Genomic DNA, 16,857 nt, shown 5'->3' with positions numbered 1-16,857 from the left:
CAGCCGCCTGCAGTCGGGTACACTGGCGCAAAGAAAAAACAGGATGCGCAAATGAAAAAGAAACCATCGCTTAGCGAGGAGGAGCAGGCCCTGTTCCGGCAGCTGATGACCGGGACGCGCCAGATGAAGCAGGACACCGTTGTTCATCGCCCGGCGCGCAAGAAGATCGCCGAAGTGCCGGTCAAGCGCCTGTTGCAGGAGCAGGCGGATAACAGCCACTACTTTTCCGACGAGTTTCAGCCGCTGCTCAACACCGATGGCCCGGTGAAATATGTTCGCAGCGATGTCAGCCACTTTGAGTTGAAAAAACTGCGCCGCGGCGATTACTCCCCGGAGCTGTTTCTCGACCTGCACGGTTTAACGCAGATGCAGGCCAAACAGGAGCTTGGCGCGCTAATTGCCGCCTGTCGGCGCGAGCATGTCTTTTGCGCCTGCGTGATGCACGGCCACGGCAAACACATTCTTAAGCAGCAAACGCCGCTCTGGCTGGCACAACATCCGCACGTGATGGCGTTTCACCAGGCGCCAAAAGAGTACGGCGGCGATGCGGCAGTGCTGGTGCTGATTGAAGTCGAAGAGTGGCAGCCGCCGGAGTTGCCGTGAGGCAGAAATGAGAAGAGCCGCACTGTGCGGCTCTTTTTTTGCATCGGTCCGATGAATCAGATGGCTTTCGGCATCTTCAGGTTGCAGGGACTCATTTGCCAGTTGAACACCCCTTTGCCCTCTTTATCCAGCGTAACGCTGGCGATAGCCGAGGTGGTAAACATGGGCGGCGTTTCACCGGGACAGAGCTCGGCGACCAGGTAGCCTACCAGCGGCAGGTGCGAGATCACCAGCGCCGTTTCGGTGCCTTCATTGGCCAGCGCCTGCAGATAAGCGCTTACCAGGCCGACATCGCCACAGGGTGTCAACTCCGGCAGGACATCCACGTTGTCAGGCAGGTTCATGCACTCCCCTACCTTCTCCAGCGTCTGCTCAGCGCGTAAAAACGGGCTAACCAGAACACGATCGATATCCACTTTTTGGCCTTTCAACCACGTTGCCATTTGACGCGATTCGTCGCAGCCGCAAGGGGTAAGCGGACGAACGGAGTCACTGGCTGCATCGAGGGCAGCATCGCCGTGACGCATGATAAAAACTTGCATATTGCACCGCTTTTGTTAACCAGAAGCATCGCGCTTTTGCCGGTGAAAAGAGATCACGCTGGCAAAAAAACGGGATGGCCGGGCATTTTGCCTGATTCATTCGTTGAATGAAACGCTGTTTTTTACCTCAATGGCGCAAGTATAGTCAATCACTGTTTATGAAATAACCGCAAAGGCCATGAGGTATAACACATTTACTTTTTTCGACCTTAATTTACAGGCTCACTTTCCGCTGTCGGCCAGAAGCGTTTCCCCTCCTGAGCCATGCGTAACAGGGCTTCACACGGTGCAAATCGTGCCCCATAACGCGCCTCCATCTGCTGCAGCGACGCCACGACGCTTGCCGCGCCCAGCGTATCCATATAGTGGAAAGGCCCCCCTAAAAAAGGTGGGAAGCCAATGCCGAAAACGGCACCGATATCGCCATCGCGCGCGCTACGGATCACCTGTTCATCAAAACAGCGCGCCGCTTCGTTAAGCATCAGCAGGACGCAGCGCTCGGCAATCTGCTGCGCCGACGACTGCCCTTTTGCCGACACGCCGATTAAACGGTAGATCGAGGGGTCGGGCTGTTTTTTGCTTTTACGCCCTTTTGTCGGGTAAAGATAGAAACCACGACCATTTTTTCTCCCTTTGCGATCGTCATTCAAAATCGCGGAGACAAGCGTTGCAGGCGCGCTAAAACGCTCGCCATAAGCGGCCTCAAGCACCGGAATGATCTTCGTGCCGGTATCGATGCCCACTTCATCAAGTAACTGGATGGGGCCGACAGGGAAACCAAACTTCACCAGCGCCCGGTCGATGGCTTCAATCGGCTCGCCTTCACTCAGCATGCGCATCGCTTCACTGATATAGGGTGCCAGAATGCGGTTAACGTAAAAGCCCGCTTTATCGGCCACCACAATCGGCGTTTTGCCCTGCTTCTTCGCCAGCTTGACGGTAGTAGCGATAGTCTGCTCATCGGTACCGGCGTGCGGGATCACTTCCACCAGCGGCATCTTCTCCACCGGGCTGAAAAAATGTAATCCGATCACCTTTCCCGGACGCGCCGCGTTTTCGGCAATATCCGCAATGGGCAGCGATGAGGTATTAGAAGCAAAAATGGTATGCGGCGCGCAGTGCGCCTCCACTTCACTCACCATCTTCTGTTTGAGGGAGAGATCTTCAAATACCGCTTCGATCACCACATCACGATGCGCAAAGCCGCGGTAATCAAGCGAGCCGGAGATCTTCGCCATCTGGCTGTCGCGCTCGCCGGGTTTGATAAAGCGGCGACGCACCTTTTTATCCAACTCCTGCCAGCTGTACTTCAGCGCGTGGTTAATGCCTTTCGCATTAATATCTTTAATGCGAACCGGCAACCCGCCCTTGCTGGCAGTAACATAAGCGATGCCGCCGCCCATCAGCCCGCCGCCGAGAATGCCGACGGTGTGCAGCGGCGCGGCGGCAACGGTGCTACCGGGATCTTTTTTGATGTCGGTCGAGGCAAAGAAGATGTTACGCAGCGCCTGCGACTGCGGCGTCATCGCCAGCTGACCAAAGGCGCGCGCTTCCGCCTCATAACCGCTGCTGCGCCCCTGCGCCAGGCCGGTCTCAATCACCGACAAAATGCGTGGTGCGGCAGGATAGTTACCGTGGGTTTTCTGTTCGGTGCGCTTCGCCGCCATCTTAAACAGCAGCGTGCGGCCAAGCGGCCCGGCGAAAATGCGTTCGCGTACCGATAAACGGCGGCTGAGCGGGCGCTCCTGCTGCGCCAGTTCAACTGCGGTTTCCAGCAGAATATCGTGCGGCACCACATCATCCACCAGCCCCTCTTTCAGCGCCTGACGCGCACGAAGCTGTTTGCCGGTCAGGATCATCTCAAGCGCAATGCTGACACCGACAAGCCGCGGCAAACGCTGGGTGCCGCCGGAGCCGGGCAGCAAGCCGAGCTGCACTTCCGGCAGGCCAAGAATGGTTTTGCCATCGTCCGAGCAGACGCGGCGATGACAGGCCAGCGCCAGCTCCAGCCCGCCGCCAAGACAGGCACCGTGGATGGCGGCAACAACCGGAATCGAAAGAGCATGGATCTCCGCCATGATCTTCTGCCCCTGCAGGGCCAGCTCTTCCGCCTCTTTCGCGCTCTGGCAGCGGCCAATCATATTGATATCGGCACCAGCAATAAAGTTGTCCGCCTTCGCCGAAATAAACACCACGCCGCGCAGAGCCCGGTTATCACGGATCGCTTTTAAGATGGTGCGCACCTGTGCGCCGAACTCCGCTTTCAGGGTGTTCATCTTTTCATTGGGTACATCGATGGTAACGACCGCGACATTGTCGGGGCGCACATTAAGGGTAAATGCAGAAACCGTCATTATTCCGCCTCCAGAACCATTGCCGCGCCTAATCCTCCCGCCGCGCAGGCGGTGACCAGACCGAAACCGCCGCCGCGACGCCGCAGCTCATGCAGGGTTTGCGTGATCATCCGCGCGCCGGTGGCGGCAAAGGGGTGACCATAGGCAATCGAGCCGCCAAGCACGTTAAATTTGCTCTCATCCACCTCGCCGGTGGCCTGCGAGCGCCCCAGCACCTCGCGGGCGAAACGATCACTGGCCATCAGTTTCAGGTTGGTTAAGGTCTGGGCGGCAAAGGCTTCATGCATATCAAACAGAGTGAGATCGGCCAGGGTTAACCCGGCGCGATCCAGCGCCAGCGGCGTCGCCCAGGCCGGGCCGAGCAGCATATCTTTCTGCACGCCAATTGCCGTAAAGGCGTAGCTGCGCAGATAGCCCAGCGGCACAAGGCCCAGCTCTCTGGCGCGTGATTCGGTCATTAAAATCACCGCCGCTGCGCCATCGGTAAGCGGCGTGCTGTTGGCTGCGGTGACGGTGCCATGTTTACGGTCAAAGGCCGGGCGCAGTTTGGCGTAATCGGCGAGGCTGGAGTTGCCGCGCACGTTATTGTCCTGCCCGATGGGATCGCGGAACGGTGGCGCGTAGGCGGTCATCACCTCCTCAGCCAGTTTGCCCTCGGCCCAGGCCTGAGCGGCGAACTGGTGAGAGCGGTGCGCCAGCGCATCCTGCTCCTGACGGCTAATGGCGTAGGTTTTCGCCATCTGTTCGGCGGTATCGCCCATGCGCAGGCCGGTCGAATACTCGGCAACCGCAGGCGGGACGGGCAGCAGATCGCGCAGACGCAGGCGCGAGAAGAGTTTGAGTTTCTGCCCGACGGTGCGCGCTTTGTTAGCATCCACCAGCACGCGCGCCAGTTTTTTACTGACGCCAATAGGCAGTACAGAAGAGGAGTCTGCCCCTCCGGCGATACCCGCGCGGATGGTGCCAGCCAGCAGGCTTTCCGTTACGTTCGCCACCGCCTGGAAACTGGTCGCGCAGGCGCGGCTGACGCTATAGGCGTCGGTGTGCACACTCATGCCGGTGCCGAGCACGATTTCACGCGCGATATTCGGCGCTTCCGGCATCTGCACCACCTGACCGAAGACCAGTTGTTCAATCACTTCGGGGGGAATTTCGTTGCGCGCCAGCATCTCCCCCACCACCATTTTGCCGAGATCGATCGCCGGCACGCCGTGAAAGGCGGTCGCCTGACGGACAAATGGGGTTCGTAACCCGCAGACAATGGCAATGCGGTCGCCCTGACGGGTGACAAGCGGTAACGCCTGACTCATAACACTCCCCTGTTAACAACGGAATCAATAAAGTGGTCTGACCTGATAACAGTCTTAACCAATCTTTTACATTTAGCCAATGACAGGGAGGAAAAAATGCGAGCTAAGGCACAGATAAACGGATAAAAAAACGCTCCCGCAGGGGGGAGCGTTGAGCGCGGGGTTTAGCGCAGACCGAGCTGGAAAATGAGGGTTTCCGCTTCGCAGGCGAAAACAAAATCGATATCAAGTTTAACGCCGTCTGCCACTTCGGTGAAAGTCGGAGTGATTTCACACGGTTCAGACTCGACGCTACGTGCTTTGGCGGTCAGTGCCGCCAGCGTCTCTTCGGCGTTGGCGCGGTTAGCGAATACGCGGCTGTAAGAGGCGGTGCAGTCGGAGTTATCCATAATGGTTCCGACATCCATACAGCAGCAAACCGGGGTTTCATCAGCACTGCATTTACTCATAGAAGATTTCCTCTAAATTCGCACCCTGGGTGCCAGGTCAAGATTGCACATATTTTACGCCGCCGCGCAGGGTCGCTCCAGTCGTTAATCGCCGGAACGGCCTTAAGTGACCGAAATCACAATTAAAAATGATCTAAAACAAAAACTACCGAAAACGGGGATCCGTGCTACGGCCAAATTTGCCACGCAGATCCCGTTTCGGAGATCACAATTGAAAAATCTTGATTACATACTTGCAACATTAGTTCTGGTCAGACCTATACTCTCGCCACTGGTCTGATTTCTCTGCGGTAGCTCAGACCCTACACTTCGCGCTTCTTTAACAAGGCGTAAGAAAGTTTGTATAAAAATAACTCGCTTCGAATGAGGTTATGGTCATGAGCCAGAAAACCCGTTTTACCAAGTCTGCTCTGGCAGTCGCAGTGGCACTCGTTTCTACCCAGGCCTGGTCCGCAGGCTTTCAACTCAACGAATTCTCCGCCTCCGGCCTCGGTCGCGCTTACTCTGGTGAAGGCGCGATTGCTGATGATGCGGGCAACGCCAGCCGTAACCCGGCACTGATCACTATGTTTGATCGCCCGACCTTCTCCGGCGGCGCGGTGTTTGTCGATCCTGGCGTAGATGTAACCGGACGCTCTGCGATTGGCAACAACGCCAGTCAGGATAATATTGCACCGACAGCATGGGTGCCGAATCTGCACTTTGTTGCGCCGATTAACGATCAGTTTGGCTGGGGCGCATCCGTCACCTCCAACTACGGTCTGGCGACAGAGTTCAACAACAACTACACGGCTGGCTCAATGGGCGGTAAAACCGACCTTGAAACCCTGAACCTGAACCTCAGCGGCGCATACCGTCTTGATAACAACTGGAGCTTCGGCCTCGGTTTCGACGCTGTCTATGCGCGCGCGAAAATTGAACGCTACGCGGGCGATCTGCCGCAGCAGGTTGACGCCGCGACGGGCGGTGCATTTGGCCTTAGCGGGCTGATTCCGCCAGATACCCAGATTGCGCATCTGAAAGGCAACGAGTGGGGCTTTGGCTGGAACGCCGGCATTCTGTATGAGCTGGATAAAAATAACCGTTGGGGTCTGACTTATCGCTCGGAAGTGAAAGTTGATTTCGATGGCGACTATAAGAGCAGCCTGCCGACAGCAGTGAATACGCTGGCACCCGCGCTCGGTCTGAACGGCCTGCCTTTTGCTACAGGCGGCGCGACGATTCCAGGTTCACTGACGCTTAACCTGCCGGAAATGTGGGAAGTATCGGGTTATAACCGTGTCGATCCGCAGTGGGCAATCCACTACAGCCTCGCTTACACCAGCTGGAGCCAGTTCCAGCAGCTGAAAGCGACGGGTAACCAGGGTCAGCAGCTCTTCTATAAAGAAGAGGGCTTTAAAGACGCCTACCGTATCGCACTCGGTACCACCTATTACATGGATGATAACTGGACCTTCCGCGGCGGTATCGCCTTTGATGACAGCCCGGTTCCGGCTGACAAACGCTCTATCTCTATTCCGGACCAGGATCGCCTGTGGCTGAGCACCGGTGCAACCTATGCATTTAATAAAGATGCATCAGTGGATGTCGGCGTCTCCTATATGCACGGTCAGAAAGTGAAGTTCACCGAAGGGCCGTACACTTTCAAATCTGAAGGTCGCGCCTGGCTGTACGGTGCCAACTTTAACTACGCCTTCTGATAAGCGCGTAGCGATAAAAAAAGGTGAGCTTCTGGCTCACCTTTTTTATTGGCTTTTATTCCGAGTCGATATCTTTTAAATCACCCTCAATCGCCTGTGCGTTCGGGTTCTCCTGCGGCTTCAGCTTACCGCCGTTGGCGATAAAGTCATGGCGCTGGAAGTAGGCTTCACGCACAAGGATATAGGGATCGGAGGACTGGCGCAGCAGGCCGTCGGAGTCGAGCAGCTGGGCGCGCGATTCGATGCCTTCAACCGTCCATTTACCGACGGAGAGCGGCCAGGTGAGCCAGGAGAGCACCGGATAGAGCGTATCCGCCATATCGCCGCCATCTTCACGCAGGGTGAAGCTGCCATAGAACGGCAGTTGCATATACGGGCCGTAACCCATGCCGTAGTGGCCCAGCGTGCTACCAAAACGGTGCGGCTCTTCGCGCTGCAGTTTCGGGTTGGACATTCCGGCCACATCCATTAAACCGCCCATCCCCAATACGGTATTAAGGAAGAAGCGGGTGAAGTGAACCATCCCCTGATAAGGATTACCCTGCAGGAAGTAGTTCGCCATCACTGCCGGCTCTTCAAGGTTACTGGTGAAGTTGCTCAACCCGTTACGCGCCGGCTGCGGCACATAATCACGCCAGGCAACGGCAACCGGTCTGACAACATAGGGATCCAGCACATTGAAGTTGAAGTTATACATGGTGCGGTTAAACCCTTCTAACGGGTCCGAGCGCCCTTGCGTCTCGTTCGAGCTGGCGCAGCCGACCAGCACAGTGGTGGCCAGCGCAAGCGCCGACAGGCGGTATTTCATCATTCTCTCCCTGCAGAATACGGCCTTCTTCGAGGCCATTCATCAAATGCAACGCATTGTAACAGCGCGTCTTATGATGTCTATGTCGTGGACTGTGTGATTCACTTCAGCATAGCCGCAGTTGCCGGTGCAGCGTGTTAATAATCTTATACATTGTTTCCAGGCAATCTATCGCCTTTTTTGCTCTTCACTATAATTTCGGAGGATACCGCCCTGAATACAGGGAGAAAGCCGCTACGCTTAACGCACAAAAATTAATGAAGTGAGGCCTTCGTGGACAAAATAGAAGAAGAGAAGATCGACCAGCACAGCGATGATATGAAAGTCGAAAGCGAAGAGAAGCAGCGCGGCGAGGAGATAGAGGTTGATGAGGAGCATCTGCCCTCGCGGGCGATGGCGATCCATGAACATATTCGTCAGGATGGCGAAAAAGAGATGGAGCGCGACGCAATGGCGCTCTTCTGGTCAGCGATTGCCGCAGGCTTATCGATGGGCGCATCGTTACTGGCAAAGGGCATTTTTCATGTCCAGCTGGAGGGCATTCCCGGCGGTTTTTTGCTGGAGAACCTCGGTTACACCTTCGGCTTTATTATCGTCATTATGGCGCGTCAGCAGCTCTTTACGGAGAACACCGTCACCGCCGTTCTGCCAGTAATGCAAAACCCAAGCTGGAAAAATATGGGCCTGCTCGGGCGGCTATGGGGCGTGGTGCTGCTGGGTAACCTGGTCGGTACCGCCGTTGCCGCATTCGCCTTTGAGTATATGCCGATCTTCGATGAGCCAACCCGCGACGCCTTTGTCAAAATCGGCATGGACGTGATGAAAAACACGCCGCTGGAGATGTTCTCCAACGCGATTATCTCCGGCTGGATCATCGCCACCATGGTCTGGATGTTCCCGGCAGCGGGTGCGTCAAAACTGGTGGTGATTATTTTAATGACCTGGCTGATAGCACTCGGCGACACCACCCATATCGTGGTCGGTGCCGTAGAGATCTTCTACCTGGTATTTAACGGTACGCTGCACTGGAGCGAATTCCTGTGGCCCTTCGCCCTGCCGACGCTCGCCGGGAATATTTGCGGCGGCACCTTTATTTTCGCCCTGCTCAGCCATGCGCAGATCCGCAATGATATGAGCACCGCCCGCAAAGCGGAGGCGAAAGCCAAAGCGAAAGAGGAGAAACAGGCGCGTGGTGAGGCGTAATTTGTCAGCGACTGATAAATTACGGTGATATATCACATTGAGCAGTGAGCGCTGATTATCGCGGACTGGCACCCTCTAATGACCTTCCAGGGGTTGTCTGCTACACTCGCGGCATCAGCGACTCATTGCTCAGAATTATGTTTAAACGATTTTCTACCTACGCCTCTATTGGTTTATTAAATACCGCGCTGCACTGGCTTATTTTTTGTCTGTGCGTTTATGGTTTCTCCACGCGCCAGGCGCTGGCGAATCTTGCCGGCTTTATTGTTGCGGTCAGTTTCAGCTTTTTCGCTAATGCGAAATTCACCTTCAAATCATCAACCACTACCGGGCGTTACCTGATGTATGTCGGATTTATGGGCATGCTAAGCGTGGCAGTCGGCTGGCTTGCCGACAAATCCGGCATGCCGCCCATCGTGACGCTGATTCTCTTTTCCGCTATCAGCCTGGTATGCGGCTTCGCCTGGTCAAAGTTAATTGTTTTCAGGGATGCAAAATGAAAATCTCTTTGGTGGTGCCCGTCTTTAATGAAGAAGAGGCGATACCCATCTTTTATAAAACGGTACGGGGCTTTGACGCGTTAAAGCCCTATACCGTCGAACTGGTTTTTATTAATGATGGCAGTAAAGATGCCACTGAAACCATTATTAATACCCTCGCGCTCTCCGATCCGCTGGTCGTGCCGTTATCTTTTACGCGTAATTTCGGCAAAGAGCCGGCGTTATTTGCCGGGCTTGAGCACGCAACGGGAGAGGCCATTATCCCGATAGATGTCGATTTGCAGGATCCAGTTGAGGTCATTCCCCATCTGATTACTAAATGGCAGGCGGGTGCCGATATGGTGCTGGCGAAGCGTAGCGATCGCTCAACCGATGGCCGCATGAAGCGCAAATCAGCAGAGTGGTTTTATAAGCTGCACAATAAAATCAGCTATCCGCAGATAGAAGAGAACGTCGGTGATTTTCGCCTGATGTCGCGGGAGGTCGTTGAAAATATCAAACTGCTTTCCGAACGTAATCTGTTTATGAAAGGCATCCTTTCTTGGGTTGGCGGTAACACCGATATTGTTGAGTATATTCGCGCTGACCGCGTGGCAGGTAAGTCAAAATTCAATGGCTGGAAGCTGTGGAATCTTGCGCTTGATGGCATCACCAGTTTCTCCACCTTCCCGCTGCGTATCTGGACCTATATCGGTCTTAGCGTCTCGTTGCTCTCCTTTTTCTACGCCATCTGGATGGTGCTCGATAAGTTGTTATGGGGAAATCCGGTACCCGGTTATCCCTCTTTGATGACGGCGATCCTCTTTTTAGGCGGTATTCAGCTTATCGGCATCGGTATTCTTGGCGAATATATGGGACGCGTTTATACCGAAGTGAAAAAGAGACCGCGTTATCTTATTAAGAACAGAAAAAGAAACCTGGAACGTTAATTACTATGTTAGAGAAATCTTATAAAGCTCTGCTTATTGCGCTCGCTTTTGCGAGCCTGTTCGCCATTGAGTGGCTAACGCCGATTCACTCAGACGATTACCGCTACTATCTGTTGGGTATCTCCCCTGCCAGCCATTACCACCACTACATGACCTGGAGCGGCAGGATCGTGGCAGATTATGCCAGCTCGCTGATCCTCTTTACCCGGTCGCAATTTGTCTACGCTTTTTCAACCGCGTTTGCAGCTTTGGCCTTCTGTTATTTCATTGCCAAAACGCCGGGCAAAACCCTGCGCTGGCAAAAAAGCGATAATATTTTGCTGCCGCTGGTCTTCTGCACTTACTGGATAGCCAACCCCAACTTAGGGCAGACCACCTTCTGGTTGGTCGGTGCGGCCAACTATCTCTGGACAAACCTTTTTGTCGCCGCATGGATTTTTTATCTCTACCGCATCACCGTCGATAATATTAAAACCATTAATCCATTACTGATGGTGCTCGCTTTTATGGCGGGCTGCTCGAATGAGAGCGTGTCACCTTTTGTCGTGCTTCTCGCGCTGGTCGCCATTATTTATGAAATGGTCACAGCGAAATCGGTGGCCAAAAACAAAATTATCTATGCCCTTTCAGCGCTGGCGGGCTCCTGTACGCTGATCTTCTCGCCGGGTAATTTTGTGCGTGCGGCCAGTAAAACCTACTGGTATGGCAAACCGCTGCTGGAGCGTATTACCATTCACTTAACCGAACGAGTACACAACCATCTGGCGCTAATCTGGATTAGCTACGTTGTGCTGCTGCTGTTGGTGCTGGTTATTCTCTTTAATAAAGAGGTGAAAGCGAAAATTACCCGCCGCACGGTGCTGCCCGCTATCCTGACGGCGATTTTTGGCGCCGGCACGGTGCTGATTATGTTCGCCTCGCCCTCCTATCCGGACCGGGTCGTCAACGGCACCTTTATGTTTTTCCTGTTGACCATCGCTTTTATCGCCTACGGCATTTTAATGAGCGGTGTCAGAAAAGCCGTTATCTGCACGGCAATTGTCACACTGCTGTGCGCAGGCACTTTTGCCTGGTCATGGACGTTGATGCATAAAAGCTACACGCGTATTGCGCTGCAAGAGCAAGTGCGGATGAGCATTATCGAAAAAGAGTCCGCGCAGGGAAACAGAGAGATCACCATTCCTGATTACCACTTTATTAAAATGCAGAACAGCGGCGGTCAGTTTGGCCTGTTCCACGATCCTGAAGTCTATGGCGAATATTTTGGTGTTGATAATGTTTACCGCGAAACGGTGGACTTTGATTACTCCGCTATCGCCAATGGCGAGGTTATCCGGGTTGCGGACAACATCACCGCCTACAGCAACGCGCAGGGCGATTTAATTATCATCAGCCCGCAGCCAATTACTCAGCCGGTCACCGTTGAAGTGGGTCACACGCACCGTACGCTCGCGGCAGAGAAACTGAAATCAACGGAAATCAATGGCGAGCACTGGTATTACAGCCATATTCCTGACGGTCATGTAGAAAAGGTCTCATTGTAATTTTTAGCCTCCCTACGCGGTAATGGTGGGGAGGTTTGCTTCTCTTCGGGCATTTAGCCTGGTTTTAGATTGACTTAATAACTCTTAAAATGCGTGTTAGCGACATCACAATAAAAAACACGTGGCAGTAAAAACTCATAAAATATGGATGATGTGATGACTGATAGAAATTTCTATTCAATACAGGCATTGAGGGCCTTCGCTGCGGTAATAGTGATGTGCTTTCATTTTAAAAGCTTTATTAATCAGTCATTTCAAGGCTGGGGCGATCGACTTTTTCTCAACGGTGATATCGGTGTCGATCTCTTTTTCGTCATTAGCGGGTTTATTATTTACTACATTACCCGCGACGATAACGGCGGTTTAGCTTCTGCAAAGATCTTTTTCATTAAGCGTTTTTGCCGTGTCTTCCCACCCTATTTCGCTATTACGCTGTTGGTGGCTGGCAGTAGCGTTGAGTCGTGGATGCAAACCGCCACTTCACTGCTGTTTATTCCGTTAGACACGACGCAAATCGCGCCCTGGTTTGGCGTGGCTAAACTGTTTGTTGGCTGGACGCTCAATTACGAATTTATTTTCTACACGCTGTTCACCCTCTGCATGTTGTTCAAAACGCGTAAAAACAGTGTGCTGTTTGTGATTGTGGCTCTGGCGGTCGCCATCCCTGCCTGGCTGCACAACGTGGCGATTTCACCCTCAAACCACTATAACTATCCGGGCTATCTCGCCACCCTCACCAATAGTTTGATGCTCGAATTTCTTGTCGGCACCTTTATCGGCTGGCTGGTAGTGAATAAAAAGATCACCTACGGCAAAGGCGTCAGCATTGCCTTAATCGTGCTTAGCTTCGCGCTGTTTCTCTTTATTCTGTTAACCCATTACAGCAAGATTGGCGGCCTCGGTTATATTCTCGCCGCTTTTGCACTGGTATTTTCCCTGACCAATCACGAAGCGCAGTACGCTTTTTGGGCACCGAAGCCGGTGCTCTATACCGGGAAAATCTCTTTCTCTCTTTACCTTGTGCATTACCGTGCGAAATCACTGCTCAGCAAAGCGCTGCACCATAATCAATCTGCCTGGGGCGGTTTGATGCTGTTTGTGCTCGCGGTGATCCTCTCATTTATCTTTGCCATCATCTCTCACTATTTGTTAGAGAAAAAGCTCAGCTCGCTGTTCAGAAAGTACTTATTAAAAAAAGCCTGAACAGAAGGATGCCATCTCAGGATGGCATCCTTCCCCTACACCATATCGCCCCACGCTAAAACAAAAGAACAAAAACCTTGAAGCGCAGCAAACAGTTACGGTAGCATACGCACGCCAATTCACGGCCCCGCTCTGCGTCCCCTTAGTTAAATGGATATAACGAGCCCCTCCTAAGGGCTAGTTGCAGGTTCGATTCCTGCAGGGGACATACTGATATTCTGCCCCCGACCATCCCCCTTTATTCACACTCCTTCCAGCGCATACTTTTTAATTTTGCGATAAAGCGTAGCGATACCAATCCCCAGCACATCGGCTGCCTGCTTTTTATTTCCGTAGCGCGAAAGCGCGTCACAGATCATCTGCCGCTCCATCTCCTCCAGCGCCGTGACGCTCTCTGCCCGCCCTGCGGCAGCCGAGGAGTTGACGCGCTCGCGCGATACACTGACGTTGTCGCTGCTCAACAGATTGGGCGGCAAAAGCGAGATATCGATAACCTCCCCGGAGGGGACGACGTTGACCAGATACTCCATCAGATTGCTCAGCTCACGGATATTGCCCGGCCAGCGATAGCGTTGCAGAAAGGCCACCACCTCCGGCGCAACGCCGGGATAGACCAGATCCAGCCGGTGCGTATGCAGATGAAGAAAGTAGTGGATCAGCAGTTCAATATCCTGCTGGCGCTCGCGCAGCGGCGGTAAGCGCAGCGGGATCACATTCAGGCGATAGTAGAGATCTTCGCGGAATTTACCCTCGGCGATAACCTGTGCGAGGTTTTGATTGGTCGCGGAGATAATACGAATATCTACCGGCACCGGGTGGCAGGCGCCCACTGGCTGCACTTCCCGCGACTCAATAGCGCGCAGCAGCTTCACCTGCAGGGTTAATGGCATATCGCCAATCTCATCGAGAAACAGGGTGCCATGATTTGCCGCCTGAATAAGACCCGTTTTGCCATTAGCCGATGCGCCGGTAAACGCGCCTTTAACGTAGCCGAACAGCTCGCTCTCCAGCAGATGCTCGGGGATCGCCGCGCAGTTGATGGCGACAAACGGTTTGACGCTGCGGTCGCTCAATTTATGGATCGCTCTGGCGACCACCTCTTTTCCAGTACCGCTCTCGCCAACAATCATCACGCTTGAGGGGACGGGCGCGACGCGGTGAATCAGCTTTTTCAATTGCCGCATCGGGCGGCACTCTCCGATCAGGCTCTCAATTAAGGGCTCCTCGTGGGCAGCGCTTAATTCTGCTGATGAGTGGGACTGGTGAAAGGCCATTAAAAATAACCACTGATCCTGAACCGCATGCAGCTGACCGATAATAAGCTCTTTCTTATCATCGAATGAAACGACGTGCAGCATATGACCGTGGCGGAAATGGTCCTCAAAGCTCAGAGGACGAAAATGTATACTCTTGCCGATCATATTTCCCGCTGACGCACCGATAATTTTCAGTGCCGAAGGGTTAGCGAATTTAATTTTATGATCGTGGCCGACCACCAGCACGCCCTGATCCATAAATTCAATCATGGTCAAAAAGACTTTCTGAATATTATCGTTGCTGGAGAGATCCTGAAGAAAACGTGAAACAAATATCGAGGAGACGTGGCGAACATAATCTGAGAAGGCCTGAATATTATCGTTGATGCGAACTTGCTGCTCATGGGTTAATGCCACCAGGCTAATCACCCCAACACACTGCCCATGATAGATAACCGGGGTGCCGATAAAGGCTTTCTCTTTGCAGTTCGCTTTGCTGTGGCAGCCATTACAGAAGGGATCGAAGCGGGAGTGGGTAACCACTTTCTCCTTTTTTGTCTCAACAATGTGGCGCAATAGTTGTGAACTTGTATTTAATTTACGCCCAATTTGCGTATCAAAAATTCCCGTTCCGGCGACCCTGCATAATGAATTATCAACAATTTCCACTTCCAGTTGCAGAACGCTCGCCAGCATTCCGGCGAATTTTTGTATCTTAGGTTGAATCTGCATCAAAATGGAGGGCGTGGTGGATGGAATCATAATCGTCCTTATTTATTGCTCACAAACTTTTAACAGCATCTTTCCGCTCTGCTTTCCGTCGTTGCAGGATAACACTCCCCTTCGCGTATTACGGAATAACCACACCCAACCGCTTTGTGACGAATGGTAAATATGTAATAGCTATCACATTTCGCTATCAATATGATAATTGCGCGGCGCAGTTTATCAATTTAGCGGTTATTTCCCGGCTATTTTTCCCGCACGTCCCTTTTCGCCTTTACCTTGCCACCGCATCGTCTGTTCACACGCCTCAGCGTATTGCTTCTTTTCTGCGCAATCTTGCAAAAATCCGTGATATGGCTCGCATAATCCCGGCTCTTTACCCGCCATCCAGCACAGCCTGCGGGAAGTGGCACACTTATTGTTAGGGTGCCACTACACGCTGGCCGTCGCGCGTCTCACTCCCCCTGCAACCGCACCGCCATGCGTAAGCCCGTCATTCTTAATCAGGATTGCAAAATGAAAACTGTTAATGAATTAATCAAGGAGATCCGCACCCTTCACTCGCATCTGCATGAGAAAGATTTTCTGCTGACGTGGGAGCAGTCACCGGATGAGCTGAAGCAGGTGCTTGATGTCGCCGCGGCACTGAAGGCGCTGCGTGCAGAGAATATTGCCACCCGCGTGTTCAACAGCGGGCTGGGCATTTCGGTGTTCCGCGATAACTCCACCCGCACCCGCTTCTCCTATGCCTCGGCGCTGAATCTGCTCGGCCTCGCGCAGCAGGATCTTGATGAGGGAAAATCGCAGATTGCCCACGGCGAAACGGTGCGCGAAACCGCCAATATGATCGCCTTCTGCGCGGACGCCATCGGCATTCGTGACGACATGTATCTCGGTGCCGGTAATGCCTATATGCGGGAAGTGGGCGAAGCGCTGGATGACGGCCATAAACAGGGCGTGCTGCCGCAGCGTCCGGCGCTGATTAACTTACAGTGCGACATTGACCACCCGACCCAGTCGATGGCGGATCTCGCCTGGCTGCGCGAACACTTCGGCTCACTGGAGGCATTGAAGGGCAAAAAAATCGCCATGACCTGGGCCTACTCGCCAAGCTATGGCAAACCCCTCTCGGTGCCGCAGGGGATCATCGGCCTGATGACGCGTTTTGGAATGGATGTTACCCTCGCGCACCCCGAAGGGTACGACCTGATCCCGGATGTGATTGAAGTGGCAAAAAGCAATGCCGCAGCTTCGGGCGGCAGCTTCCGCCAGGTCAATGATATGGCAGAAGCGTTTAAGGATGCCGATATCGTCTACCCGAAATCCTGGGCGCCCTACACCGTAATGGAGCAGCGCACGGACCTGCTGCGCGCCAGCGATCATCAGGGGCTGAAAGCGCTGGAGCAGCACTGCCTGGCGCAGAACGCCCGCCATAAAGAGTGGGAGTGTACCGAGGCGCTGATGGCGACCACCCGCAACGGCGAAGCGCTCTATATGCACTGCCTGCCGGCGGATATCAGCGGCGTCTCCTGCGACGAAGGCGAAGTCGCGGCTGAGGTGTTCGAAAAATACCGCATTGCCACCTACAAAGAGGCGAGCTGGAAGCCCTACATCATCGCCTCGATGATCCTCTGTCGCAAATATGCCGAGCCGGGCCAGCTGCTGGAACAGCTGTTTACCGACGCGCAAAAACGCATTTTGTAACCGTCCGGCAGCCCGGTCGGCCACTT

14 protein-coding genes and 1 tRNA gene are annotated in these 16,857 nt (G+C 53.7%); 9 read left to right on the top strand and 6 right to left on the bottom strand.

Features of this window, described 5'->3' with window-relative positions; translation table 11 throughout:
• Window positions 1-51: 51 nt before the first annotated feature.
• A complete protein-coding gene (smrB, locus tag SOM48_RS05085) occupies window positions 52-603 on the top strand; it encodes an endonuclease SmrB (protein WP_023479810.1) in 552 nt (183 codons plus the stop codon).
• Between the two features lie 56 nt (window positions 604-659).
• Here smrB and sixA read toward each other — a convergent pair whose 3' ends face one another.
• The 4 genes from sixA to SOM48_RS05065 form a co-directional block, all read right to left on the bottom strand.
• A complete protein-coding gene (gene sixA / locus SOM48_RS05080) occupies window positions 660-1,145 on the bottom strand; it encodes a phosphohistidine phosphatase SixA (RefSeq protein ID WP_054804315.1) in 486 nt (161 codons plus the stop codon).
• Between the two features lie 209 nt (window positions 1,146-1,354).
• The gene (gene fadJ / locus SOM48_RS05075) at window positions 1,355-3,502 is read right to left on the bottom strand and encodes a fatty acid oxidation complex subunit alpha FadJ (RefSeq protein ID WP_320511666.1); all 2,148 of its coding nucleotides are present in this window, start codon (window positions 3,500-3,502) and stop codon (window positions 1,355-1,357) included.
• Window positions 3,499-4,809, bottom strand: a complete 1,311-nt coding sequence (fadI, locus tag SOM48_RS05070; protein ID WP_076770202.1) for an acetyl-CoA C-acyltransferase FadI — start codon at window positions 4,807-4,809, stop codon at window positions 3,499-3,501. Before fadI ends, fadJ begins: the two co-directional genes overlap by 4 nt.
• A 164-nt stretch (window positions 4,810-4,973) precedes the next feature.
• On the bottom strand, window positions 4,974-5,258 hold the full coding sequence (locus SOM48_RS05065; RefSeq protein ID WP_320511554.1) for a YfcZ/YiiS family protein: 285 nt from the start codon (window positions 5,256-5,258) through the stop codon (window positions 4,974-4,976).
• Window positions 5,259-5,635: 377 nt separating this feature from the next.
• Between SOM48_RS05065 and fadL the strand changes: the two genes are divergently transcribed.
• Window positions 5,636-6,958 carry a long-chain fatty acid transporter FadL gene (fadL, locus tag SOM48_RS05060; RefSeq protein WP_076770203.1) on the top strand — a complete coding sequence of 441 codons (1,323 nt, stop codon included), beginning with the start codon at window positions 5,636-5,638 and terminating at the stop codon, window positions 6,956-6,958.
• A 55-nt stretch (window positions 6,959-7,013) separates the two neighbouring features.
• On the opposite strand, the gene mlaA is transcribed toward fadL, so the two are convergent.
• Entirely contained in the window at window positions 7,014-7,766 is a 753-nt protein-coding gene (mlaA, locus tag SOM48_RS05055) for a phospholipid-binding lipoprotein MlaA (RefSeq protein WP_076770204.1), read from the bottom strand.
• A 273-nt stretch (window positions 7,767-8,039) separates the two neighbouring features.
• Here mlaA and SOM48_RS05050 point away from each other — a divergent pair, with 273 nt between their 5' ends.
• The 6 genes from SOM48_RS05050 to SOM48_RS05025 all read left to right on the top strand — a co-directional run bounded on the left by SOM48_RS05050 (window position 8,040) and on the right by SOM48_RS05025 (window position 13,353).
• Complete coding sequence (locus SOM48_RS05050; protein WP_139568557.1) at window positions 8,040-8,969, top strand: formate/nitrite transporter family protein; 930 nt, start codon at window positions 8,040-8,042, stop codon at window positions 8,967-8,969.
• Window positions 8,970-9,106: 137 nt separating this feature from the next.
• Window positions 9,107-9,469 carry a GtrA family protein gene (locus SOM48_RS05045; protein WP_076770205.1) on the top strand — a complete coding sequence of 121 codons (363 nt, stop codon included), beginning with the start codon at window positions 9,107-9,109 and terminating at the stop codon, window positions 9,467-9,469.
• Window positions 9,466-10,398 carry a glycosyltransferase family 2 protein gene (locus SOM48_RS05040; protein ID WP_313276195.1) on the top strand — a complete coding sequence of 311 codons (933 nt, stop codon included), beginning with the start codon at window positions 9,466-9,468 and terminating at the stop codon, window positions 10,396-10,398. Before SOM48_RS05045 ends, SOM48_RS05040 begins: the two co-directional genes overlap by 4 nt.
• A gap of 5 nt (window positions 10,399-10,403) precedes the next feature.
• Window positions 10,404-11,942, top strand: coding sequence for a DUF6056 family protein (locus SOM48_RS05035; RefSeq protein ID WP_320511553.1), 1,539 nt, complete (start codon window positions 10,404-10,406; stop codon window positions 11,940-11,942).
• A 144-nt stretch (window positions 11,943-12,086) separates the two neighbouring features.
• Window positions 12,087-13,145, top strand: a complete 1,059-nt coding sequence (locus SOM48_RS05030) for an acyltransferase family protein (RefSeq protein ID WP_320511552.1) — start codon at window positions 12,087-12,089, stop codon at window positions 13,143-13,145.
• Window positions 13,146-13,281: 136 nt separating this feature from the next.
• A tRNA-Arg gene (locus SOM48_RS05025) sits at window positions 13,282-13,353 on the top strand.
• A 34-nt stretch (window positions 13,354-13,387) separates the two neighbouring features.
• Here SOM48_RS05025 and SOM48_RS05020 read toward each other — a convergent pair.
• Window positions 13,388-15,163 carry a sigma-54-dependent Fis family transcriptional regulator gene (locus SOM48_RS05020; protein ID WP_320511551.1) on the bottom strand — a complete coding sequence of 592 codons (1,776 nt, stop codon included), beginning with the start codon at window positions 15,161-15,163 and terminating at the stop codon, window positions 13,388-13,390.
• 480 nt (window positions 15,164-15,643) lie between these two features.
• Between SOM48_RS05020 and ygeW the strand changes: the two genes are divergently transcribed.
• A complete protein-coding gene (gene ygeW / locus SOM48_RS05015; RefSeq protein WP_312201453.1) occupies window positions 15,644-16,831 on the top strand; it encodes a knotted carbamoyltransferase YgeW in 1,188 nt (395 codons plus the stop codon).
• The last annotated feature ends 26 nt before the right edge of the window (window positions 16,832-16,857 follow it).

The sequence above is a fragment of the Kosakonia sp. CFBP8986 genome, assembly GCF_034044935.1.
Lineage (GTDB): Bacteria > Pseudomonadota > Gammaproteobacteria > Enterobacterales > Enterobacteriaceae > Kosakonia > Kosakonia cowanii.
The sequence above is the reverse complement of the archived record's forward strand: the minus strand, read 5'-3'. Positions and strand labels throughout refer to the sequence as shown.